The organism is Streptomyces sp. P1-3 (assembly GCF_050613155.1).
GTDB lineage: Bacteria > Actinomycetota > Actinomycetes > Streptomycetales > Streptomycetaceae > Streptomyces.
The window spans coordinates 5,772,968-5,790,718 of the sequence record NZ_CP192512.1; the positions used below are offsets into that span (position 1 = coordinate 5,772,968).

Sequence of the window (17,751 nt, forward strand, 5' to 3'; positions counted from 1 at the left end):
TACTGGCCGGTTCTGTTCTGGCAACAGCCTCGTGCACGGGTTGGTTGACGGGGCGCGGGCCGGGCCGGCCGGGGGGCCCGGCGCGAGTCCGCTCAGCGCAGCGGCCTGATCAGCCTGCCGTCCGCCAGCCGGGCCCGCAGCTTCGGGCGGGCCCCCGCCTCGGCGGGCAGCGCCAGCACCCGCCCCGCCTCCGCGCCCGTCACCGCGCCGGTGGACGCGATCGACGTGACCTGGCGGCTGCCCGCCGCCATCACGTACCACTGCCCGCCCTGCGCCTTCCACAGCACGCCCGCCAGCACCCGCGGCTCCCTTGGCCCGCACGCCGCCGTGTCGTCCGCCACCGCCGCGACCATGCCCGGCGCGCTCGGCCTCGCCGCCGGGGGCTGGAACTCCGCCAGCACGCTGCTGCCCCTGCCCCGCCAGGTCTCCGCCCGGACGCACGCCCACGCCCCGCTGCCGGTCCCGTCGGGCAGCGGCTGCGCCGCGAACCGCCAGGAGTTGACGCTGCGCACCCCGCGCGAGGTCACCGCCGACAGCTTGCACGCCGTACGGGCCCAGCTCGCCCGCGCCTCCGCGCCCGCCGCCTCGCCCGGCGCACCCGGCGGCCCGTACGTCAGCCGGGCCGGGATCAGGTCCCCGAGGTCGGTGACCACATACCGGCCGAACTGCAGCGCGCGCCAGCTCTCGCAGCCCCCCGAGCGGGCCGCGGGGCTGGCCACGGGCGCCGTCACCCCGTCCGCCGAGCGCGCCAGGGCCCGGGCGGGCCCGGCGGGGCGCAGCAGGTCCCGTACCGCCGCGTGCCGCACCCAAGGGGCGGTGAGGAAACGGACGTCGCCATCGGCCCGGTCGACGACCAGCGCCGTGGTGGAGGCCGCGTTCCCGGCGTCGGCCCGCGCGAGGTCCAGCGCCGCGCCGCCGCCCGCCACCTCGGCGTACCGCACCACGCGCAGCCCGTCGTACAGCAGCACCACCGCCGTACCGTCCACGTCACCGGCGAACAGCAGCTGCGGCGGCCCGGCCGGCGGCCCCGACGAGGTGCCGGGCGCCGTCGTCACCCGCACCCCACCGCCCGGCCGCGCCCACACCGACAGCGCACGGCGCAGCAGCGCCGTGTCGGCCACCCGGCCGCCGCGCGCCGGCCACACCGCGAAGTCCGCGCGGGTCGCCTCCCGCCACGCGGTGGGGGAGACCCGGGTCAGCCGCGCCGGATCCAGGGCCTCCTCGACCGCGGGATAGCTCGCGTACCGCCCGACCATCCGGCCGCCCGGCCCCCAGCCCTCGCCCGGCACCCCGAGCAGCGCACCGCACACCACCAGCGCCACGCCGCCCACCAGCGCGGCCCGCACGTGCTGCCGTCGCCGCAGCAGATCCGTCGGCCGCGCCTGGAGCAGGCACGGGTCGAACTCCGCGGACTCCAGCGGCGACCCGTCCCGGCTTCCCGCCGGGTCGCGCACCGTGTCCGCCTCGGCCAGCGCGGCCCGCGGATCCCCCACCCCGGCCGCGAACAGCACCTCCCGGACCTCGGCGTCGGTCAACTCCTCCAGCCCGCGCAGCACATAGGCGGCCCGACCGGCCCCGGACAGCGCGGACAGCGCCTGGTCCAGGGCGAGTTCGTCCGCCCCACCCGAGCGCGGGAACAGCCGAAGCCCCCACACCTGCGGCAGCAGCGGCGGCAGTTGGGCACGCCGCGGCAGCCGCCAGAACCGCCGCGCCCGCCCGGCCTCCAGCGCACCGCGCACCACCCGCAGCCGCACATACGCGTACGCGGGATCGGCGGGCAGCCCCTCGGCCGTCCGCTGCTCCGGCAGATACACCTCGCCGCCACCGGGCCGAAGCCGCGGCAGCGACCGCTGCGTCAACGCGTGCGCCGTCAGCACCCGGCGATTGCGCGCCGTACCGGGCGGCAGGATCAGATAGCCGAGCCGCACCAGCCGTGGGTAGTGCTCGACGATGGCGGTTTCGGCCTGCTCGACGTCAACGGGCCCGAAGGGTCCGGGGAGGAGGGGGGCTGTCGCCTGCTGCTGATCCACGGCCCGTAAACGAGTGATGAGGTGAGATGGTCACCTTGTCCCGTTCGGGCCGGTGTGCGACTCCCCGGCCCCCGCCCACGGCCACGCGGTCGCACGGCCGCCGTCGGACACGTCTCGTACACGCCATTGCTCCGGACCGTGGCCGTGGTTAACGTGCCGTGCGCACAAGACCGTTGGCCTTTGCCTGGAGGGCACACGTGAGTGATCTGACCAGACGTACGCTGATCGGAACCGCCGGGGCCTTCGGTGCCGGGGCCGCGCTGGGGAGCCGTACCCCGGCGGTGGCCGACGAAGACGACGGCGGCTCCGGTGCCGCCGACGCCGGTCCCTTCGACACCGGGCCCGCGCGGGCCGCGCTGGAGCGGCTGCTGCCCGAGCACGCCGACCAGTTCCGGCTGCGCGCGCTGGACGGGGAGAAGGGCGGAGGCGAGCGGTTCCGGGTCACCGGGGCGCCCGGGCGGATCACCGTGGCCGGGACCAGTCCCGCGGTGCTGCTCACCGGCGTCCACTGGTATCTGAAGTACACGTGCCGCGCCCACATCTCGTGGTCCGGCGACCAGCTCGACCTGCCGGGGAAGCTGCCCGCGCCGGACCGCGCCGTGGAGCGGGCGACATCGCTGCCGCACCGTTTCGCGTTCAACGACACCCATGACGGGTACACCGCCCCGTACGCCGACTGGGCCCGCTGGGAGCACCTGATCGACGTCGCCGCCCTGCACGGCTGCAACGAACTCCTGGTCACCACCGGTCAGGAAGCGGTCTACCACCGGCTCCTGAAGGACTTCGGCTACTCCGACGAGGAAGCGCGCGCCTGGCTCCCCGCCCCGTCCCACCAGCCGTGGTGGCTGCTGCAGAACCTGAGCGGGTACGGCGGCCCGGTGAGCCCGGAGCTGCTGGCCAAGCGCACCGATCTGGGCCGCCGAATAACCGGCCGGCTGCGCGAACTGGGCATGGCGCCGGTCCTCCCCGGCTACTTCGGCACCGTTCCGGACGGCTTCGCCGCGCGCAATCCCGGCGCGCGGACGGTCCCGCAGGGCGAGTGGCACGGATACAAGCGCCCGGACTGGCTCGATCCGCGCACCGGGGCCTTCCGGGACGTGGCCGCCGCCTTCTACCGGCACCAGCGGGAACTCTTCGGCGACGTCGACTTCTTCAAGATGGATCTGCTGCACGAGGGCGGCAGCGCGGGCGACGTGCCGGTCGCGGCGGCGGCGCGGGCCGTCGAAGCGGCCTTGCGGGCCGCCCGTCCCGGCGCCACGTGGGTCATCCTCGGCTGGCAGGAGAACCCCCGGCGCGAGCTGCTGGACGCCGTGGGCCACGACCGGATGCTGGTGGTCGACGGGCTGTCCGACCTGGAACGGGTGACGGACCGCGAGAAGGACTGGGGCGGGGTGCCGTACGCGTTCGGCACCATCCCCAACTTCGGCGGCCGCACGACGATCGGCGCCAAGACGCACATGTGGACCGAGCGGTTCACCACCTGGCGGGACAAGCCCGGAAGCAAGCTGGTGGGCACCGCGTACATGGCGGAGGCGGCCGAGCGCGACCCGGCGGCGTTCGAGCTGTTCAGCGAGCTGGCGTGGCGCGAGGCGGCGGTGGACCGCGCGGAGTGGTTCGAGGAGTACGCCGACGTGCGGCTCGGCGGGCGCGACGAGCGGGCGCGGGAGGCGTTCGCGGCGCTGCGCGACACCGCGTACGAGATCAGCAGCCGCGACGGCCGCCCGCACGACAGCGTCTTCGCCGCCCGCCCGAGCCTGACCGCGCGCTCGGGCACCCACTACGCCACGCACACCCCCGCGTTCGACCCGGCGGCGTTCGACGCCGCGCTCGCCGCGCTGCTGAAGGTACGGCCCTCGCTGCGCGGCAGCGACGCGTACCGCCACGACCTGACCGATGTCGCACGCCAGGCCCTGGCCAACCGCTCCTGGCAGCTCATCCCGCAGCTCCAGGCCGCCTACCAGCGCAAGGACCGGCAGACCTTCGCCGCCCTGTCCCGGCTGTGGCTGAAGCTGATGCGGCTGAGCGACGAGATGGCGGGCGCCCACCGCCGCTTCCTGCTGGGCCCGTGGCTGGAGGACGCCAAGCGGCTGGCGTCCGGGGAGGCGGAGGCGGCGCTGCTGGAGCGGACCGCGCGGATCCTGCTCACCACCTGGGGGGACCGGGCGACGGCGGACGCCGGAAGGCTGATCAACTATGCCAACCGCGACTGGAACGGCCTGATCGCCGACTTCCATCTGCCGCGATGGCAGCGCTATCTGGACGAGCTGGAGGACGCGCTCGCCGAGGGCCGGGAGCCGCAGGCCTTCGACTGGTACGCGATCGAGGAACCGTGGACGCGCGAGCGCAAGACGTACCCGGTACGGCCGACCGCCGACGCCCACCGCACCGCGCGGCGGGTGTTCGAGACGCTGGCGAAGGCCCCGTACCAGGGAGCGGTCACGGTCACCGCCGAGCCGGCCGCGCTGCCGCCCGGCGGCAGCGGCACCCTGACGGCGGCGTTCCGCAACGTCAACGGGCTGCGCGCCACCGGCGCCGTGGACTTCGACGTGACCGGCCTGGAGGCCGTGCCCCAGGGTTCCGCGACGCTGCCGGGCGTCGAGGCGGGCGGCAGCGGCGAGGTGCGCTGGCGGGCCACGGCCCCCGACACCCCGCTGGAGTCACCGCTGAAGCCGCTGCCGTACGAACTCGCCGCGTCCTACGGGCCGCGAGGCGAGCGGCGGGTGCGGGTGGTGCGGGAGGAGAGGCTGTGGGTGGCGGGCCCGCTGGAGTCGGGGCTGCGGACGGTGACCACCAACGCGGCCGTCATCGGGCAGTCGGGCGGCCGGTTCGCGATCGACGGCGCGGGCCAGGACCTGTGGAAGGCCACGGCGGAGTTCGGCGCGGTCTACCGGGAGGGCGCGCTGGCCGCCGGGTCGCAGGTGACGGTACGGGTGGACGCCCAGGCGGCCACGGGGCCGTGGGCGCGGGCGGGCATCGTCGTACGGGACCGCCTGGCCACGGCCGGGTCGACGGGCTTCGTGAACCTGGCTGCCACCCCGGCCAACGGAGTGGTGCTGTCGTACGACGCCAACGGCGACGGAACACTCGACACGTACAAGCGGATCACGGGGGTCAAGGCCCCTGTGTGGCTGCGTCTCACCCGGACCGGCGACGCGTCCTACACAGGGGAGCTCGCCACGGACCGTGACGGTACGGCGTGGCGGACGGTCGCGACGGTCACCGTCCCCCGCACCGCCGCCGCCCAGGACGCGGGCCTGTTCATGACGGCGGCGAACGGGGGCGACGGGGCGCGCGGAACGGTCGAGTTCAGCGGCTGGCGCTTCGGCTGACGGAGGAGCGGGCGGGCGGGCCTGCGGCATCGGGGGGTGCCCGGAGCCCGGCCCGTCAGCCCCGGTCGAGGTAGGCCAGGACGGCCAGTACGCGGCGGTTGTCGTCATCGGACGGCGGCAGGCCGAGCTTGCCGAAGATGTTCGACGTGTGCTTGGCGACCGCCCGCTCGGTGACGACCAGCTGCGTGGCGATGGCCGCATTGGACCTCCCCTGGGCCATCAGCTCCATGACCTCCCGCTCACGCGGGGTCAGATTCCCCAGCGGCTCGTCCTGGGACCTGCGCGTGAGCAGTTGCGAGATCACCTGCGGATCCATCGCCGTGCCGCCCGCCGCCACCCGCCGCACCGCGTCGATGAACTGGTCGGCGTCGAAGACCCGGTCCTTCAGCAGATAGCCCACCCCGCCGCTGCCGTCCGCCAGCAACTCCCGTGCGTACAACTGCTCCACATGCTGGGAGAGCACCAGCACCGGAAGCCCTGGTGTGGCACGCCTGGCGGCCAGCGCGCACTGGAGCCCCTCGTCGGTGAAGGAGGGCGGCAGCCGGACGTCGACGACGGCGACATCCGGCTTCAGCTCGGCCAGCGCCCGGGCCAGTTCCGGGCCGCTCTCCACGGCGGCGGCGATCTCGAAGTCGTACGCCTCCAGCATCCGCACCAGGCCGTCCCTCAGCAGGAAGAGGTCTTCGGCGAGGACAACGCGCACGGCAGCTCCAGGAGATCGGGGACGGGGATTCGGCGACTTCGGAACGCGTCGAATGTAGCGCGGTACCGCCGGAAACCCTGGTGCTGCCCTGCCTCTTCCCGGCTCCGAGTGATGTGCGCCGCGTGGGGGGCCCGCCCCGGCCCCCCGTCCTCGACCACCGGACGGGCCGGGGCAGCCGGGCTTCGCGCCGGGCCCTGGTTGCCGATCGCCGGACGGGGGGAGGGGAGGGCTGGGGCTTAGCGGCAGTTGTCGAGCCTCAAGCTCCCCGGCGAACTCCCCCCCGACTAGGACCGAGGATGCCCCCAGAGGTCAGGCCGCCCCGGACGGGCGGGGGCTCCCGGAGAATGCGCACGGTATCTCCATCGTCACCATCGTCGGGCCGCCCACCGGGCTGTTGACCGCCAGCACCCCGTCGAACGCGCCGAGCCTGCGCTCCAGCCCGCGCAGCCCCGAGCCCGCCGTGATATCAGCGCCACCCCGGCCGTCGTCGGTGACCGCGATCCGCAGCGACCCGTCCGCGTACGTCACATCCAGCCAGACCCGTTCCGCGCCGGAGTGCTTCGCCGCGTTGGCCAGCGCCTCGCTGATCGCGAAGTACGCGGCCGATTCGACCGGCTCCTCGGCCCGGCCCGGCAGCTCCACCTCGACCTCCACCCGCAGCGGCATCCGCAGCGCCAACGCCCGCACCGCGTCGCCCAGTCCGCGCTCGGCCAGCACCGGCGGATGGATACCGCGCACCAGGTCCCGCAGCTCGGCCAGCGCCTCGGCGGAGTCCGTCCGTGCGGCGGCCAGCAACTCCTTCGCCTTCGCCGGGTCCTTCTCGATCAGCGCCTCGATCGTGCCCAGGCTCATGCCCATGGCGACCAGTCTGGCCTGCGCGCCGTCGTGCAGATCCCGCTCGATCCGCCGCAGTTCCGCGGCCGAGGTGTCCAGCGCGTCATGCCGGGTCACCGTCAGCCGCTCGACCCGCTGCGACAGGGACATCCGCGGGGTCGGGGCCAGGAAGGCGCGCGTCAGCAGGAAGTGCCCGCGCAGCATCGCCGGGCCGAAGGCCAGCGAGATCGCGATCCATATAGTGCCCAGGCCCGCCGCGAGGAACGCCGTGGCCTGACTGTCGACGGGGACGAACGCGTACCAGTACGTGCCGTCGGCGTCGTAGATCGGCTCCCACACACCCGACGCCAGCACATAGCCGAACAAGCCCTCGGCGAGCAGCCCGGGCGGCAGGATCGCCGTCACGCATCCGGCCGTCATGTCTATCTGCAGCCACAGCAGGTCGCGCCAGGTGGCCGGGTCCTTCAGCAACAGCGCGCAGCGCTCCACCTGCCCGACGAACCCACCCCGCAGATCCGGGGGCAGCGGGCGGTACGGCTGAGCGATCCGCACTCCGCCCCACTGATGGGCCAGCCGGCGTCGATACGTGGCGTACCTGCGCAGCGCGGCGACCATGTAAGGCGTGGTGACGATGCCGAGCCCGACCGGTATCAGAGCGATCGACAGCACCGTGAACACGGACAGCGTGATCGAGCACACCAACGTCATCAGCGCCAGCATCTGACCCCGCACGGCGGCCCGCAGCGCGCTGCCAACCCTCATTCCATGACCCCCGTTGCCTCGCTCCGCGCCGCCCGGACCTCGGGCGACGCAACCAGTGTGCGGTCCACGACCATGATCGGTCACTGGCCCCCGCCCCCGTCTCGGGGGTGTAGCCAGCACCACCCCCCAGGGGGCCTTTCGTCACGGCCGATCGGGGTGCTCGGCGGCTGGGGGCGAGAGCCGCCGATTCCTAGCGTCGAGGACGTGACGCATCCAGTCCCCACTCATCCGGTCTCCGGCCACACGGCGGTCGCCGCACATCGACACTTCGGGGGAATCCTGACATGAGGCAGAATCTGGCGGCGCGGCTCGGCGGATGGAGCACTCGCCACCGCAAGACGGCCATCATCGGATGGCTGCTGTTCGTCGTGGTGGCCGCCGTGGTCGGCGGCATCACGGGCAGCAAGGAGATGACCGACTCCGAGGGCGGCGCGGGCGACTCGGCGCGGGCCGAGAAGATCCTGGAGGACGCCCGGCTCGACACGCCCGCGGCCGAGACGGTCATGGTGCGCAGCGCCGAGCCCGACGGCTGGCGGGACGCCGCCCGTGAGCTGGCCGTACGTCTGGAGAAGACCGGCGAGGTGCGGGGCCTGCAACCGCCGGTCCGCTCCCGCGACGGCCACGAGGCGCTGATCGCCTTCGAGATGAAAGGCGATTCCGGCACCGCGGCCGACCGGGTGGGGCCCGTGCTGGAGGCGGTCGAACGCACCGCGTCCGGCCACGACGGCCTGAAGGTCTACCAGTTCGGCGACGCCAGTGCGGAGAAGTGGCTGGGCGACCTGCTCAGCGACGATCTCAAGAAGGCCGAGTTCACCGCTGTGCCGCTGGCGCTGGGCATCCTCCTGGTCGTCTTCGGCGCCCTGGTCGCCGCCCTGCTGCCGGTCTTCCTGGCCGTGACCGCCTGCGTGGCCACGTTCGGACTGCTCGCCCTGGTCAGCCACCAGCTGCCGCTGTTCGAGACCACCAACTCGGTGATGTTCCTGATGGGACTGGCCGTCGGCGTCGACTACTGCCTGTTCTACCTGCGGCGCGAGCGCGACGAGCGCGCCGCGGGCCGCGACGCCGGCACCGCGCTGCGTATCGCCGCGGCCACCAGCGGCCGGGCCGTGCTGGTCTCCGGGCTCACCGTGATGGCGGCGATGGCGGGCATGTTCCTGTCCGGGCTGACGCTCTTCAAGGGGTTCGCGATCGCCACCATCCTCGTCGTCGCGATGGCGATGCTCGGTTCGGTGACGGTGCTGCCCGCGATGCTCTCCTGGCTGGGCGACCGGACGGACGCCGGCCGGGTGCCGTTCCTCAACAGGCGGAGGAGGAAGGGCGCCCACGAGGGCGTCCGCGAAGGCCTCCACGAGGGCGTGCGCGAGGGCCTCCACGAGGGCGTGCACGTCGGCGGCGGCCTCTCCGGCGCGCTGATGAAGCCCGTCCTGGCCCGCCCGAAGCTCTTCGGCGCGGCCGCGGGCCTGCTCCTCCTGGCCCTGTCCGCCCCCGCGCTCGGCATGAAGGCCGAAAACCTCGGCCTGGAGAAGCAGTTCGGCTCGGACGCCGCGCTCACGATCGCGTACCAGGAGATCAACGAGACCTTCCCCGGCGGGCCCGCCCCGGCCCGGGTCGTGGTCCGCGCCGACGACGTCACCTCGGCCGGCTTCCGCGCCGCCGTCGCGGACTTCAGGAAGGAGACGGCGGCCGCCGGCGTCTTCGGCCGGCCCGTCGACGTCACCCTGCACAAGGCGCGAGGTGTGGCGCGGATCGAGGTCCCGCTCACCGGAAGCGGCTCGGACGGCACCTCCAAGCGGGCGCTGGAGACGCTGCGCGACCTCGTCCCGCGGAGCTTCGGCGCGGTCTCCACGGAGGCGTACGTCACCGGTGAGCTGGCCGAGTCCGTCGACTTCACCGATCAGCTGGGCGACGACATCCTGCCGGTCTTCCTCTTCATAGCGGCCGTGACCTTCCTGCTGATGCTGGTCTGCTTCCGGTCCCTGCCCATCGCCATCGCCTCGATCGTCCTCAACCTGCTGTCGGTGGGCGCCGCGTACGGCACGATGACCGCGGTCTTCCAGCACGGCTGGGGCGCGGAGACGCTCGGCATGGAGAAGGCGGGCGCCATCGAGAGCTGGATGCCGCTGTTCGTCCTCGTGGTGCTCTTCGGCCTTTCGATGGACTACCACGTCTTCGTCGTCTCCCGGATCCGCGAGGCCCACGACCGCGGACTGGCTACCCGGGAGGCCGTCCGCGAAGGCATCCGGACGACGGCCGGGTCGATCACCGGCGCGGCCGCCATCATGGTCACCGTGTTCGCGGTCTTCGCGCTGCTGCAGATGCAGGACATGCAGCAGATGGGCGTCGGCCTCGCGGTCGCGGTCCTGGTGGACGCCACGCTCGTCCGCATGGTGCTACTGCCGTCCGTCATGGCGCTGCTCGGCGAACGCGCCTGGTACCTGCCGCGCTGGCTGCGCCGGCTGCCGGACCTCAGCCACGGTGAGGAGCCGCGGGCGGCCGACGGACCGCCGCGGGTGCCGGCGAGCCGCTGAGCCCCCGCTCGTTCCGCCGCGGGTGCCAGTCAGCCGTTGATCCCCGCTCGTTCCGCCGCCCGGCGCGCCGTGTCAGGCCCTGGCCTGCCGCTCGGCGCGGCGGGCGGTCGCGCGCAGCAGTTCCCACCGGATCAGGGCCGCCCCGCCCGCGATGAGCACCCAGTACGCGGTGAAAGCGGCACGGGAGCGGCCGTCGGTGCACAGGACCCGGGTCTCGGCGCTCAGCACGCTGCCGTCACCGTCCGGCACGACCTGTACGCCCATGGCGGCCTTGGCCCAGCCGGGCTCGCGCAGTTCCCGGAACGCCTCCGGGTCGCGGTGGGATATCCGGGCGGCCGGTGCCCGCAGCCGCCAGTACTTCGCGGCCCGGCCCCGTACCTCCTCGTACGGGCCGATGGTCAGCCGCGGCACCGGGAACGCCCGGGAGACGGGCCCGCGCAGCCGCACCCGGCCCAGCCCGCGCACCCGCATCAGCGCCCGCAGGAAGGGCAGTTCCTCGGTGGTCAGCTCCTGGTAGGCGCGCCACGTGGTGTCCGGGTCGGCCGCGACGCGGCGCTGGAAGCGGGAACGGAAGTGGTACGAGGGCAACAGACGGTCGAGTTCCACGGCGCACTCCTCGGCCAGGTGACGGCGGACGCGGCCCGCAGGGCAGCGGCGTCACGATATACCGGCGTTCCCGAACGCAATCCGCCGCCCTTTGGAGCCACTTGGCCGGTCTGTCGGCGCGGTTCAGCCTGTTCTTGCGAGGAACCCCGGGCGTTCACGCCCGGGAGGAATCGCATCCTGGGGCGAGCAGTGCGGAGCACCGCGGCGGCATCCGGTACGGAGCACCGGGACGGCTTTGCGGGAACCAGAGGAGATGTTCTGTGTTCGAATGCGGAAGGTCCGGGGGTCGGATAGCGTCGCGGGTGTGAAGCTGGTGGTGCAGGTGAAGCTGCTGCCGACACCCGCACAGGTGAGGGCACTTGAGGCGACCCTGCGCGCCTGCAACGAGGCCGCCACCTGGGCCAGTCGGGTCGCTTTCGAAAAGGATGTGAAGAAGAACTTCGCGCTGCGTCGCCTCACCTACGACGAAGTGAAAGCACGGTGGAACCTGGGGGCGCAGGCCGCCCAGCACGTGATCAAGAAGACGTGTGACGCGTATGCCACGCTCCGGGCCAACCTGAGGGCCGGGAACTTGGGCAGGCCCGGCTCGAAGCGGTACCGGAAGGCGACGGGGAAGCCGATCGGGTTCCGCCCGGAGGGTGCACAGCCCTATGACGACCGGATGCTGTCCTGGCAGATCCCCGAGCGTCGCGTGTCCATCTGGACGGTGCGCGGTCGGATGAAGGACGTGGCGTTCACCGCGAGCCCGGAGCAGCTGGCCACCTTGGCGCTGTACCGCAGGGGCGAGTCCGATCTCGTCTGCTGGGATGGCATGTGGTTCCTGCTGGCCACGTGCGAGGTCCCCGAGGCGCCGCCGAACACCGATCCGGTGGACTTCCTCGGTATCGACCTGGGCATCGTCAACATCGCCACCACCTCGGACGGCGAGATCATGGCCGGGCGTGAACTCAACCGCATCCGCGCCCGGGAGCGTGGTCTGCGCACCAGGCTCCGGAAGAAGAACACCCCGTCCGCGAGGCGGCGGCTGAAGAAGCGCCGCCGTAAGGAAGCACGGCGGGCGAAGGATATCAACCACAAAATCGCGAAACATGTGGTGGTCGAGGCAGAACGCACCGGTCGCGGAATCGCCCTGGAGGACCTCACGGGCATCCGCGAGCGGGTACGGCTGAGGAAGCCCCAACGGGCCACCCACTCCAGCTGGGCCTTCGCCCAGCTGGGGGCGTTCATCGCGTACAAGGCCCGCCGGGCAGGAGTACCGGTGGTGTACGTCGATCCGGCGTACACCTCCCGCACCTGCGCCGAATGCGGACACATCGACAAGGCGAACCGGGTCTCGCAAGCCTGGTTCGCATGCCGGTCCTGCGGCGTCGTTGCGCACGCAGACCGGAACGGCTCCCGCAACATCCGCGCCCGCGCGTGGGAGTTGTGGCGACGTGGGGCCCAGTCAACGGCCCCTGCCCCACCACCGCGCCAGCGGGGCGGGGCTGGACGCAAACGCAGCATCACCGCCAGTGATGCCCGTTGCGCAAGCCCGGCGCTTTAGCGGCGGGTAGTTGACGAGATCGGCACGTACTTGTACCCGACCCGCCGGACCGTCACGATGGCGCCCCGGTTCTCGGCGCCCAGCTTCCGGCGCAGCCGCGCGACATGGACGTCCACGGTGCGGCCGTCGCCCACGTGTCCGTAGCCCCAGACCGTCGTCACCAGCTGGTCCCTGGTGTGCACCCGGTGCGGATGGGCGACCAGATGCGCGAGCAACTCGAACTCCAGATACGTCAGATCGAGCAGCCGGTCCTTGACCCACACGGTCCGCTGGTCGGGGTCGATCCGCACGAGCTGGTCGCCCTGCGCTGCCGGTGCCACGGGAGCTTCGGTCGCCCCGGGTGCGTCGGTCGCCCCGGGTGCCGGAGCCACCCGGTCCGCCGGTACGAGCACCAGGTAGCCGACCATCGGCGGCTGGCCGGGCAGCACGGGCACGGTGTGCGCGGGGGCGGGGAGCCAGGTGGCGCCGGAGTGCAGCAGTTCGGCGACCGGCGGCACCTCGTCCGCCGTGACGGCGCGCAGCCGCTGGCGGTGCGCATGGGGGTACGAGTGTGCGTGGGGGCGCTGGTACGGATTCGGCCGCGGCGCGGTGGCCGAGGTGCCGGCGGGAGTGGCGGGGGAAGGAGTGCCGAGAGAACGGACGTTGGCCATGGGAGAGTCAGCTTCTTTCGCGCAGGAGTCGTCAGGACGTCGTGTGCGCGGGACGAGCCGCCGAGGCTGAGAGCCGACCGGACGCGAGAAGTGGCGTCAGCCGTGCGAGCGGGCCCGCGCGTGGGACGCGCGGCAACACTCGCGGTCGAAGTGGTGCGCCTGCCGGGACGGCCAGAACGGCTCGAGGTCGAAGCGACCCGTCGCGGTGCCGTGGTCGTGGAGGCTGGCCATGCCCCTATTGAAGCAGACACCCGAGCCGCGCGGACCGCCCCGTGCTGCGGATCACCTTGATCACCTGGATCACCTGGATCCCCGGGGCGGACCTCGCCGCGGACGAACGCGCATGCGCGGACGGTGCGGACGGCGGCCGCGCGCCGCCGTCCGCACCGTCACGGGGTCGGGAACCGGCCCCCCGCATCGGGAACCGGCCCCCCGCGTCAGGAGCCGACCCACCGCATCAGGAGTCGGCTTGCCACGTCAGGAGTTGACCTGCTGCGTGACCAGGCTGGAGAAGGTGGTCAGACGGGTGTAGATGCCCGGCACACCCGGGTCCGCGCAGCCGTCGCCCCAGGACACGACGCCCGCGAGCCGGCCGTTGATCATCAGCGGGCCGCCGCTGTCGCCCTGGCAGGTGTCGACGCCGCCCTCGTCGTAGCCCGCGCACACCATGTCGGAGGCTATGAAGCGGCCGCCGTACGCGTTGGCGCAGTAGCTGTCCGAGGTGACCGGAACGGTCGCGGTCTTCAGCCGGTTGGAGGACTGGCCGCCCGAGCTGGTGGTGCCCCAGCCGACGATGCGGGCGGTGGCGCCCTCCGCGTAGATGCCGGTCTCGGACGAGGACACGTACTTGGCCGTGGTGTACGGCATCGCCGTCGACAGCGTCAGCACGGCCACGTCGTCGCCCTTGGTGACGGTCTGGTACGACGGGTGGACCCAGATCTTGCTGACCTTGGCGACGGTGCCGTTGGTGCCGTTGCGGTAGGTACGGCCGCCGACGACACGGACGTTGGCGGGGGAGTCGCCGTTCACGCAGTGCGCGGCGGTGACGACCTTCGTCGGCGTGACGAGCGTGCCGCCGCAGAACTGGTTCTCGTCGGCGTCCGTGATCTGCATGACGTACGGGTAAGCGCTCGCGGTGGTGTTCGTACCGCCGACGATCGGCTGCGGGGCGGCCTGGGCGGTGGTGGCCGACAGACCGACGGCGGCGGCAGCGGTGGCGGCGGCCGCGGCTGCGACGGCCTTGACACGGCGGGGGAGTGCGAAAGACATGAATCTCCTCAGAGCGTCATGGTGGGGGGCTTCCGCCGGTGGTGGGGGGTGACGCACCAGATGCGTCACATGCACCGGGCGGGAGACTGATCGACTTCGTCGTCGACTGGCCGTCAGGCTAGAAGCCGCACCGCCCCGGACCAATGAGGGGTGTCCCTCGTATCCGGACATAGGGAGAACCCCATGTCCGTGCCCCTATAAGGCCCTTCGTCGGCGCGCTGTGGCCGCCCGGTCACTCCCCGCCGCGCGATGCCAGCCGCACGATGTCGACCCGCGAACGGATACCCAGCTTGCGGTAGACCCTGGTCAGCGTGGCCTCGACCGTCTTGACGCTGATGAACAGCCGCTCGGCGATCTCCCGGTTGGTCGCCCCCTCCAGGACGAGGGCGGCCACGCGCCGCTCCATCTCGGCGAGGATGTCCAGCATGCGGGGGGCCGGCGGGGCGTCCGCGCCGCTGCCGGAGAGCTCGGGCCGGGTCTCGCTGCCCGTGGCCTCCGCCTCCGGCCCCAATGCCGCGCCCCCCACCGCGCCCACTCTCAAGCCCACGCCTGCCCCTACGCCCACGCCCACGCCCGCACCCACGCGCAAGCCCGGGCCCGCGTCTGGCACCACGTCCGATCCGGCGTCCGGTCCCGGTGTACGGCCCGTGTCCGGTCCCGGCGTATGGTGCGCGTCCGGTCCCGGCATACGGCCCGTGTCCGCGAGGCGCGCGCGGGCCGCCGACGCCTGGTCCAGCCACGGCAGGGCCTTGGCCCGGCGGAAGACCCGCGTCGCCTCCTCGTACGCCGCCGCGCCCGCCGCCGGCTCGCCGCGCCGCGACTCCACCAGGCCCAGCGCCAGCCGCGCCCGGCCCTCCTCCACGCGACAGCCCAGGGCGCCCAGTTCGCGGGCGGCCGTCCGCAGTTGCGCCGCCGCCCCGTCCAGGTCCCCGTACCCGGCCCGTACCAGCGCCTCGGCGCGGTTCAGCACGGCCAGCACCCCGGCCCTGCGCAGCCGGGTGGCGGCGGCGCGGGTGCTCGCGACGAGTTCGCGGGCCTCGGCGAGTTCACCGACCCGTACCAGCGCCTCCGCGAGATCGCCGTGCCACCGGCCCCGGGCCGGGTCGGTCACCCCCTGCCCGTGCTCCATGTCCCGGACCCGGCGCAGCGCGGCCACCGCCCCCTCGGCGTCGCCGCCGGTCAACCGGGCGTGGCCGAGCGCGGCCAGACCGCGGGCCAGATAGATCAGGTCCCCGTCCTCCTCCGCGCTGTGCACCGCCTCCTGAGCCAGGGCCAGGGCGCGCGGCACGCTCCCACCCGCCGCCTCGGCGAGCGCGGTCAGATGCAGCACGGGCCCCTCGCCGACCCCGGCGTCGCGGGCCAGCCGCAGGCTGTCGTGCGCGTGCGTCAGCGCCACCGCGCAGCGCCCGGCGCGCAGTTCGGTCTCCGCCAGCCCGCGCAGGAACAGCAGCTGGCTCTCGACCGCGCCGCGCCGAGCGGCCAGCCGTACCAGTCCGCTGATCGCGGCCCGCGCCTCGTCCAGCCGGTCGCTCATCAGGAGCAGACGGAACCGGATGGCGACGGGCCCGTTGTGGTCGCAGGTCACCCGTGGGTCCTGCGGCTCGGCCAGCGCCGCGGCCAGCGTGCGGTCCGCGTCCTCATGCCCCGTCACCGCCTCGGTCAGCGCTTGCAGGGACAGGGCGAGCAGTTCGGTGCGCCGGTCGGCGGCCTCGGCGGCGAGCGCGGCGGCCCGCGCGGCCTCGGTACGGGCCCGCGGCGGCGAACCCCCGGCCAGCAGGGCGTGCCACGCCAACTGGTAGCGCAGCGGCGCCAGCAGCCGCGGGTCGTCGCCCGCGTCCGCCAGTGCCTGGGGGAAGACGTCGTCCACGTCCGCCATCGCCTGCCCCGCCGAGTCGATCACCGCGATCCACGCCCGTACCCGGTCGGCGGGGCGCGAGGCCTCGGCGAGCACCTCCTGCGCGGTCTGCTGGGCCAACTCCGGCTCGCCCGCCACCAGCGCGTCCTCGGCCGCGTCCAGCCGCCGGCCGGTCGCCGCCGCGGTGTCGTGCGAGGGGGTGCGCTCGGCGGCGAACAGGCCCAGCCGGGCGGCCGCGCCGGGCGCGCCGCGCTCGCGCGCGACGGCCGCGGCCCGCGCGAGGGTGGCGGCGACCTGTTCGTCGGGGCCGGGGGTGGCCAGCGCCAGGTGGCGGGCGCGTTCGATGGGGTCGGTGGAGGCGCGGGCGAGCGCGATGTGCGCGGCCCGCCGGTCGTGCGGGCCCGCCTCGGCGTAGAGCGCGGCGGATATGAGCGGATGCGCGAACCGTACGGTCAGGTCGTCGCCGGTCCCGGCGATGCCCAGGGCGGCCGCCGCGGCGAGCTCCGCCTCGGCGTCGGGGCGGTCGGCGTCGCGCAGCAGGGCGAGGCTGGGGCGGGCGCCCGCCGCGGCGATCAGCAGGGTGCGGCGCGCCTCGGACGGCAGCGCGCGGAGCCGGTCCAGGACCAGGCTGCGCAGGCTGGTCGGTACGGGCAGCGGGTCGCCGGGGCGCGGCGGGGTGCCGCGCTCGGCCAGCGCGCGCCCGAGCTCCAGGGCGAACAGCGGGTTGCCGCCACTGGCCCGGTGGATCTCGCGCAGCACGGCGCCGGGCAGCGCCGGGCGTCTTCGTCGGCGCAGCAGTTCCGTCACCTGGCCGGGGCTGAGCGGAGGGACGGGCAGCACCCGGGCCGGCGGCGGCAGCACCCGCAGGGCGCGTCCGAGCCCCTCCGCGCCCTCGCGGTCCCAGGACTCTCCGCCCACGCCGCCGTCCCGGTACCAGGGCTCTCTGCCCTGGTCCCATGGCGCGCCGTCACGGTCCCACGGCTCCGCGGTGGCCGCGGTCCGTACCGCGCCGATCACGCGCACGGGCAACTCGCCGACCCGCCGCGCGACGAAGGCCAGCAACTCCGCGCTCGGCTCGTCCATCCACTGGAGGTCGTCGGCGACCAGGGACACGGGCGTACGGGCGGCCAGCGCGCGGAACACGGAGAGCACCGCGAGCCGCAGCGCCAGCCCGTCGTGCTGCGCCACCCCGCCCGGCCGGCCCGTGAGCGCCGCGTCCAAGACAGCGTGCTGGGCGGCGGGGAGGGCGCCGGAGACCTCGGCCACGACCGGGCCGAGCGCGTCGATCAGCGCCAGGAAGGGCAGCTGGGACTCGGACTCGGTGGGGGAGCAGCGCAGCAGCAGATGGCCCTGCGCCGCGTAGTCGTCGGCCAGCGCCGCCAGCACGGTGGACTTGCCGATTCCGGCGGGTCCCGGCAGCAGCAGGCCGCCGCCGCGCGCCAGCAGGCCGCGGGCTCGCGCCAGCAACCCGGCTCTGCCGACCACGGCTTCGTGTCGATCTCGCTCCACAGGTCATCGCCCCCCCTGTGCCCTACGTACGCCCACCCCTCAGCACGGAGTCCGACCAATCGGACATCTATCTATAAACCCGGGCTAGGGGCACAATGGTCATGGCGGTGCTTCATCGCATCGCTCGGTCAGA

At 73.8% G+C, this 17,751-nt stretch carries 11 protein-coding genes; 3 read left to right on the forward strand and 8 right to left on the reverse strand.

Features of this window, described 5'->3' with window-relative positions:
* Positions 1-92: 92 nt before the first annotated feature.
* The gene (locus tag ACQUSR_RS24590) at positions 93-2,030 is read right to left on the reverse strand and encodes a hypothetical protein (RefSeq protein ID WP_431044782.1); all 1,938 of its coding nucleotides are present in this window, start codon (positions 2,028-2,030) and stop codon (positions 93-95) included.
* 197 nt (positions 2,031-2,227) lie between these two features.
* Between ACQUSR_RS24590 and ACQUSR_RS24595 the strand changes: the two genes are divergently transcribed.
* Entirely contained in the window at positions 2,228-5,359 is a 3,132-nt protein-coding gene (locus ACQUSR_RS24595) for an alpha-N-acetylglucosaminidase (protein ID WP_431044783.1), read from the forward strand.
* 55 nt (positions 5,360-5,414) lie between these two features.
* Here ACQUSR_RS24595 and ACQUSR_RS24600 read toward each other — a convergent pair whose 3' ends face one another.
* Together ACQUSR_RS24600 and ACQUSR_RS24605 are read right to left on the reverse strand one after the other, a co-directional pair.
* Complete coding sequence (locus ACQUSR_RS24600; RefSeq protein WP_431044784.1) at positions 5,415-6,062, reverse strand: LuxR C-terminal-related transcriptional regulator; 648 nt, start codon at positions 6,060-6,062, stop codon at positions 5,415-5,417.
* Between the two features lie 309 nt (positions 6,063-6,371).
* Positions 6,372-7,658, reverse strand: a complete 1,287-nt coding sequence (locus ACQUSR_RS24605) for a sensor histidine kinase (RefSeq protein WP_431044785.1) — start codon at positions 7,656-7,658, stop codon at positions 6,372-6,374.
* 284 nt (positions 7,659-7,942) lie between these two features.
* On the opposite strand from ACQUSR_RS24605, the gene ACQUSR_RS24610 reads away from it, so the two are divergent.
* The gene (locus ACQUSR_RS24610; RefSeq protein ID WP_431044786.1) at positions 7,943-10,186 is read left to right on the forward strand and encodes an MMPL family transporter; all 2,244 of its coding nucleotides are present in this window, start codon (positions 7,943-7,945) and stop codon (positions 10,184-10,186) included.
* 72 nt (positions 10,187-10,258) lie between these two features.
* Here ACQUSR_RS24610 and ACQUSR_RS24615 read toward each other — a convergent pair whose 3' ends face one another.
* A complete protein-coding gene (locus tag ACQUSR_RS24615; protein WP_431044787.1) occupies positions 10,259-10,792 on the reverse strand; it encodes a hypothetical protein in 534 nt (177 codons plus the stop codon).
* A 304-nt stretch (positions 10,793-11,096) separates the two neighbouring features.
* Between ACQUSR_RS24615 and ACQUSR_RS24620 the strand changes: the two genes are divergently transcribed.
* Positions 11,097-12,335, forward strand: coding sequence for an RNA-guided endonuclease InsQ/TnpB family protein (locus ACQUSR_RS24620; protein ID WP_431044788.1), 1,239 nt, complete (start codon positions 11,097-11,099; stop codon positions 12,333-12,335).
* On the opposite strand, the gene ACQUSR_RS24625 is transcribed toward ACQUSR_RS24620, so the two are convergent.
* The 4 genes from ACQUSR_RS24625 to ACQUSR_RS24640 form a co-directional block, all read right to left on the reverse strand.
* A complete protein-coding gene (locus ACQUSR_RS24625) occupies positions 12,332-12,985 on the reverse strand; it encodes a winged helix-turn-helix domain-containing protein (protein WP_431044789.1) in 654 nt (217 codons plus the stop codon). The two genes, ACQUSR_RS24620 and ACQUSR_RS24625, sit on opposite strands and share 4 nt — an antisense overlap.
* A 96-nt stretch (positions 12,986-13,081) precedes the next feature.
* Positions 13,082-13,216, reverse strand: coding sequence for a hypothetical protein (locus ACQUSR_RS24630; RefSeq protein ID WP_431044790.1), 135 nt, complete (start codon positions 13,214-13,216; stop codon positions 13,082-13,084).
* Between the two features lie 246 nt (positions 13,217-13,462).
* Positions 13,463-14,254 (reverse strand): S1 family peptidase, encoded by a 792-nt coding sequence (locus tag ACQUSR_RS24635; protein WP_431044791.1) that lies wholly within the window; start codon positions 14,252-14,254, stop codon positions 13,463-13,465.
* Positions 14,255-14,486: 232 nt separating this feature from the next.
* Positions 14,487-17,594, reverse strand: coding sequence for an AAA family ATPase (locus ACQUSR_RS24640; RefSeq protein WP_431044792.1), 3,108 nt, complete (start codon positions 17,592-17,594; stop codon positions 14,487-14,489).
* Positions 17,595-17,751: the final 157 nt, after the last annotated feature.

Excerpts from the sequence above, each read along its gene's own strand:
- ACQUSR_RS24605 (WP_431044785.1), bottom strand. The coding sequence starts at position 7,658 with ATGAGGGTTGGCAGCGCGCTGCGGGCCGCCGTGCGGGGTCAGATGCTG.
- ACQUSR_RS24610 (WP_431044786.1), top strand. The coding sequence starts at position 7,943 with ATGAGGCAGAATCTGGCGGCGCGGCTCGGCGGATGGAGCACTCGCCAC.
- ACQUSR_RS24625 (WP_431044789.1), bottom strand. The coding sequence starts at position 12,985 with ATGGCCAACGTCCGTTCTCTCGGCACTCCTTCCCCCGCCACTCCCGCC.
- ACQUSR_RS24630 (WP_431044790.1), bottom strand. The coding sequence starts at position 13,216 with ATGGCCAGCCTCCACGACCACGGCACCGCGACGGGTCGCTTCGACCTC.
- ACQUSR_RS24635 (WP_431044791.1), bottom strand. The coding sequence starts at position 14,254 with ATGTCTTTCGCACTCCCCCGCCGTGTCAAGGCCGTCGCAGCCGCGGCC.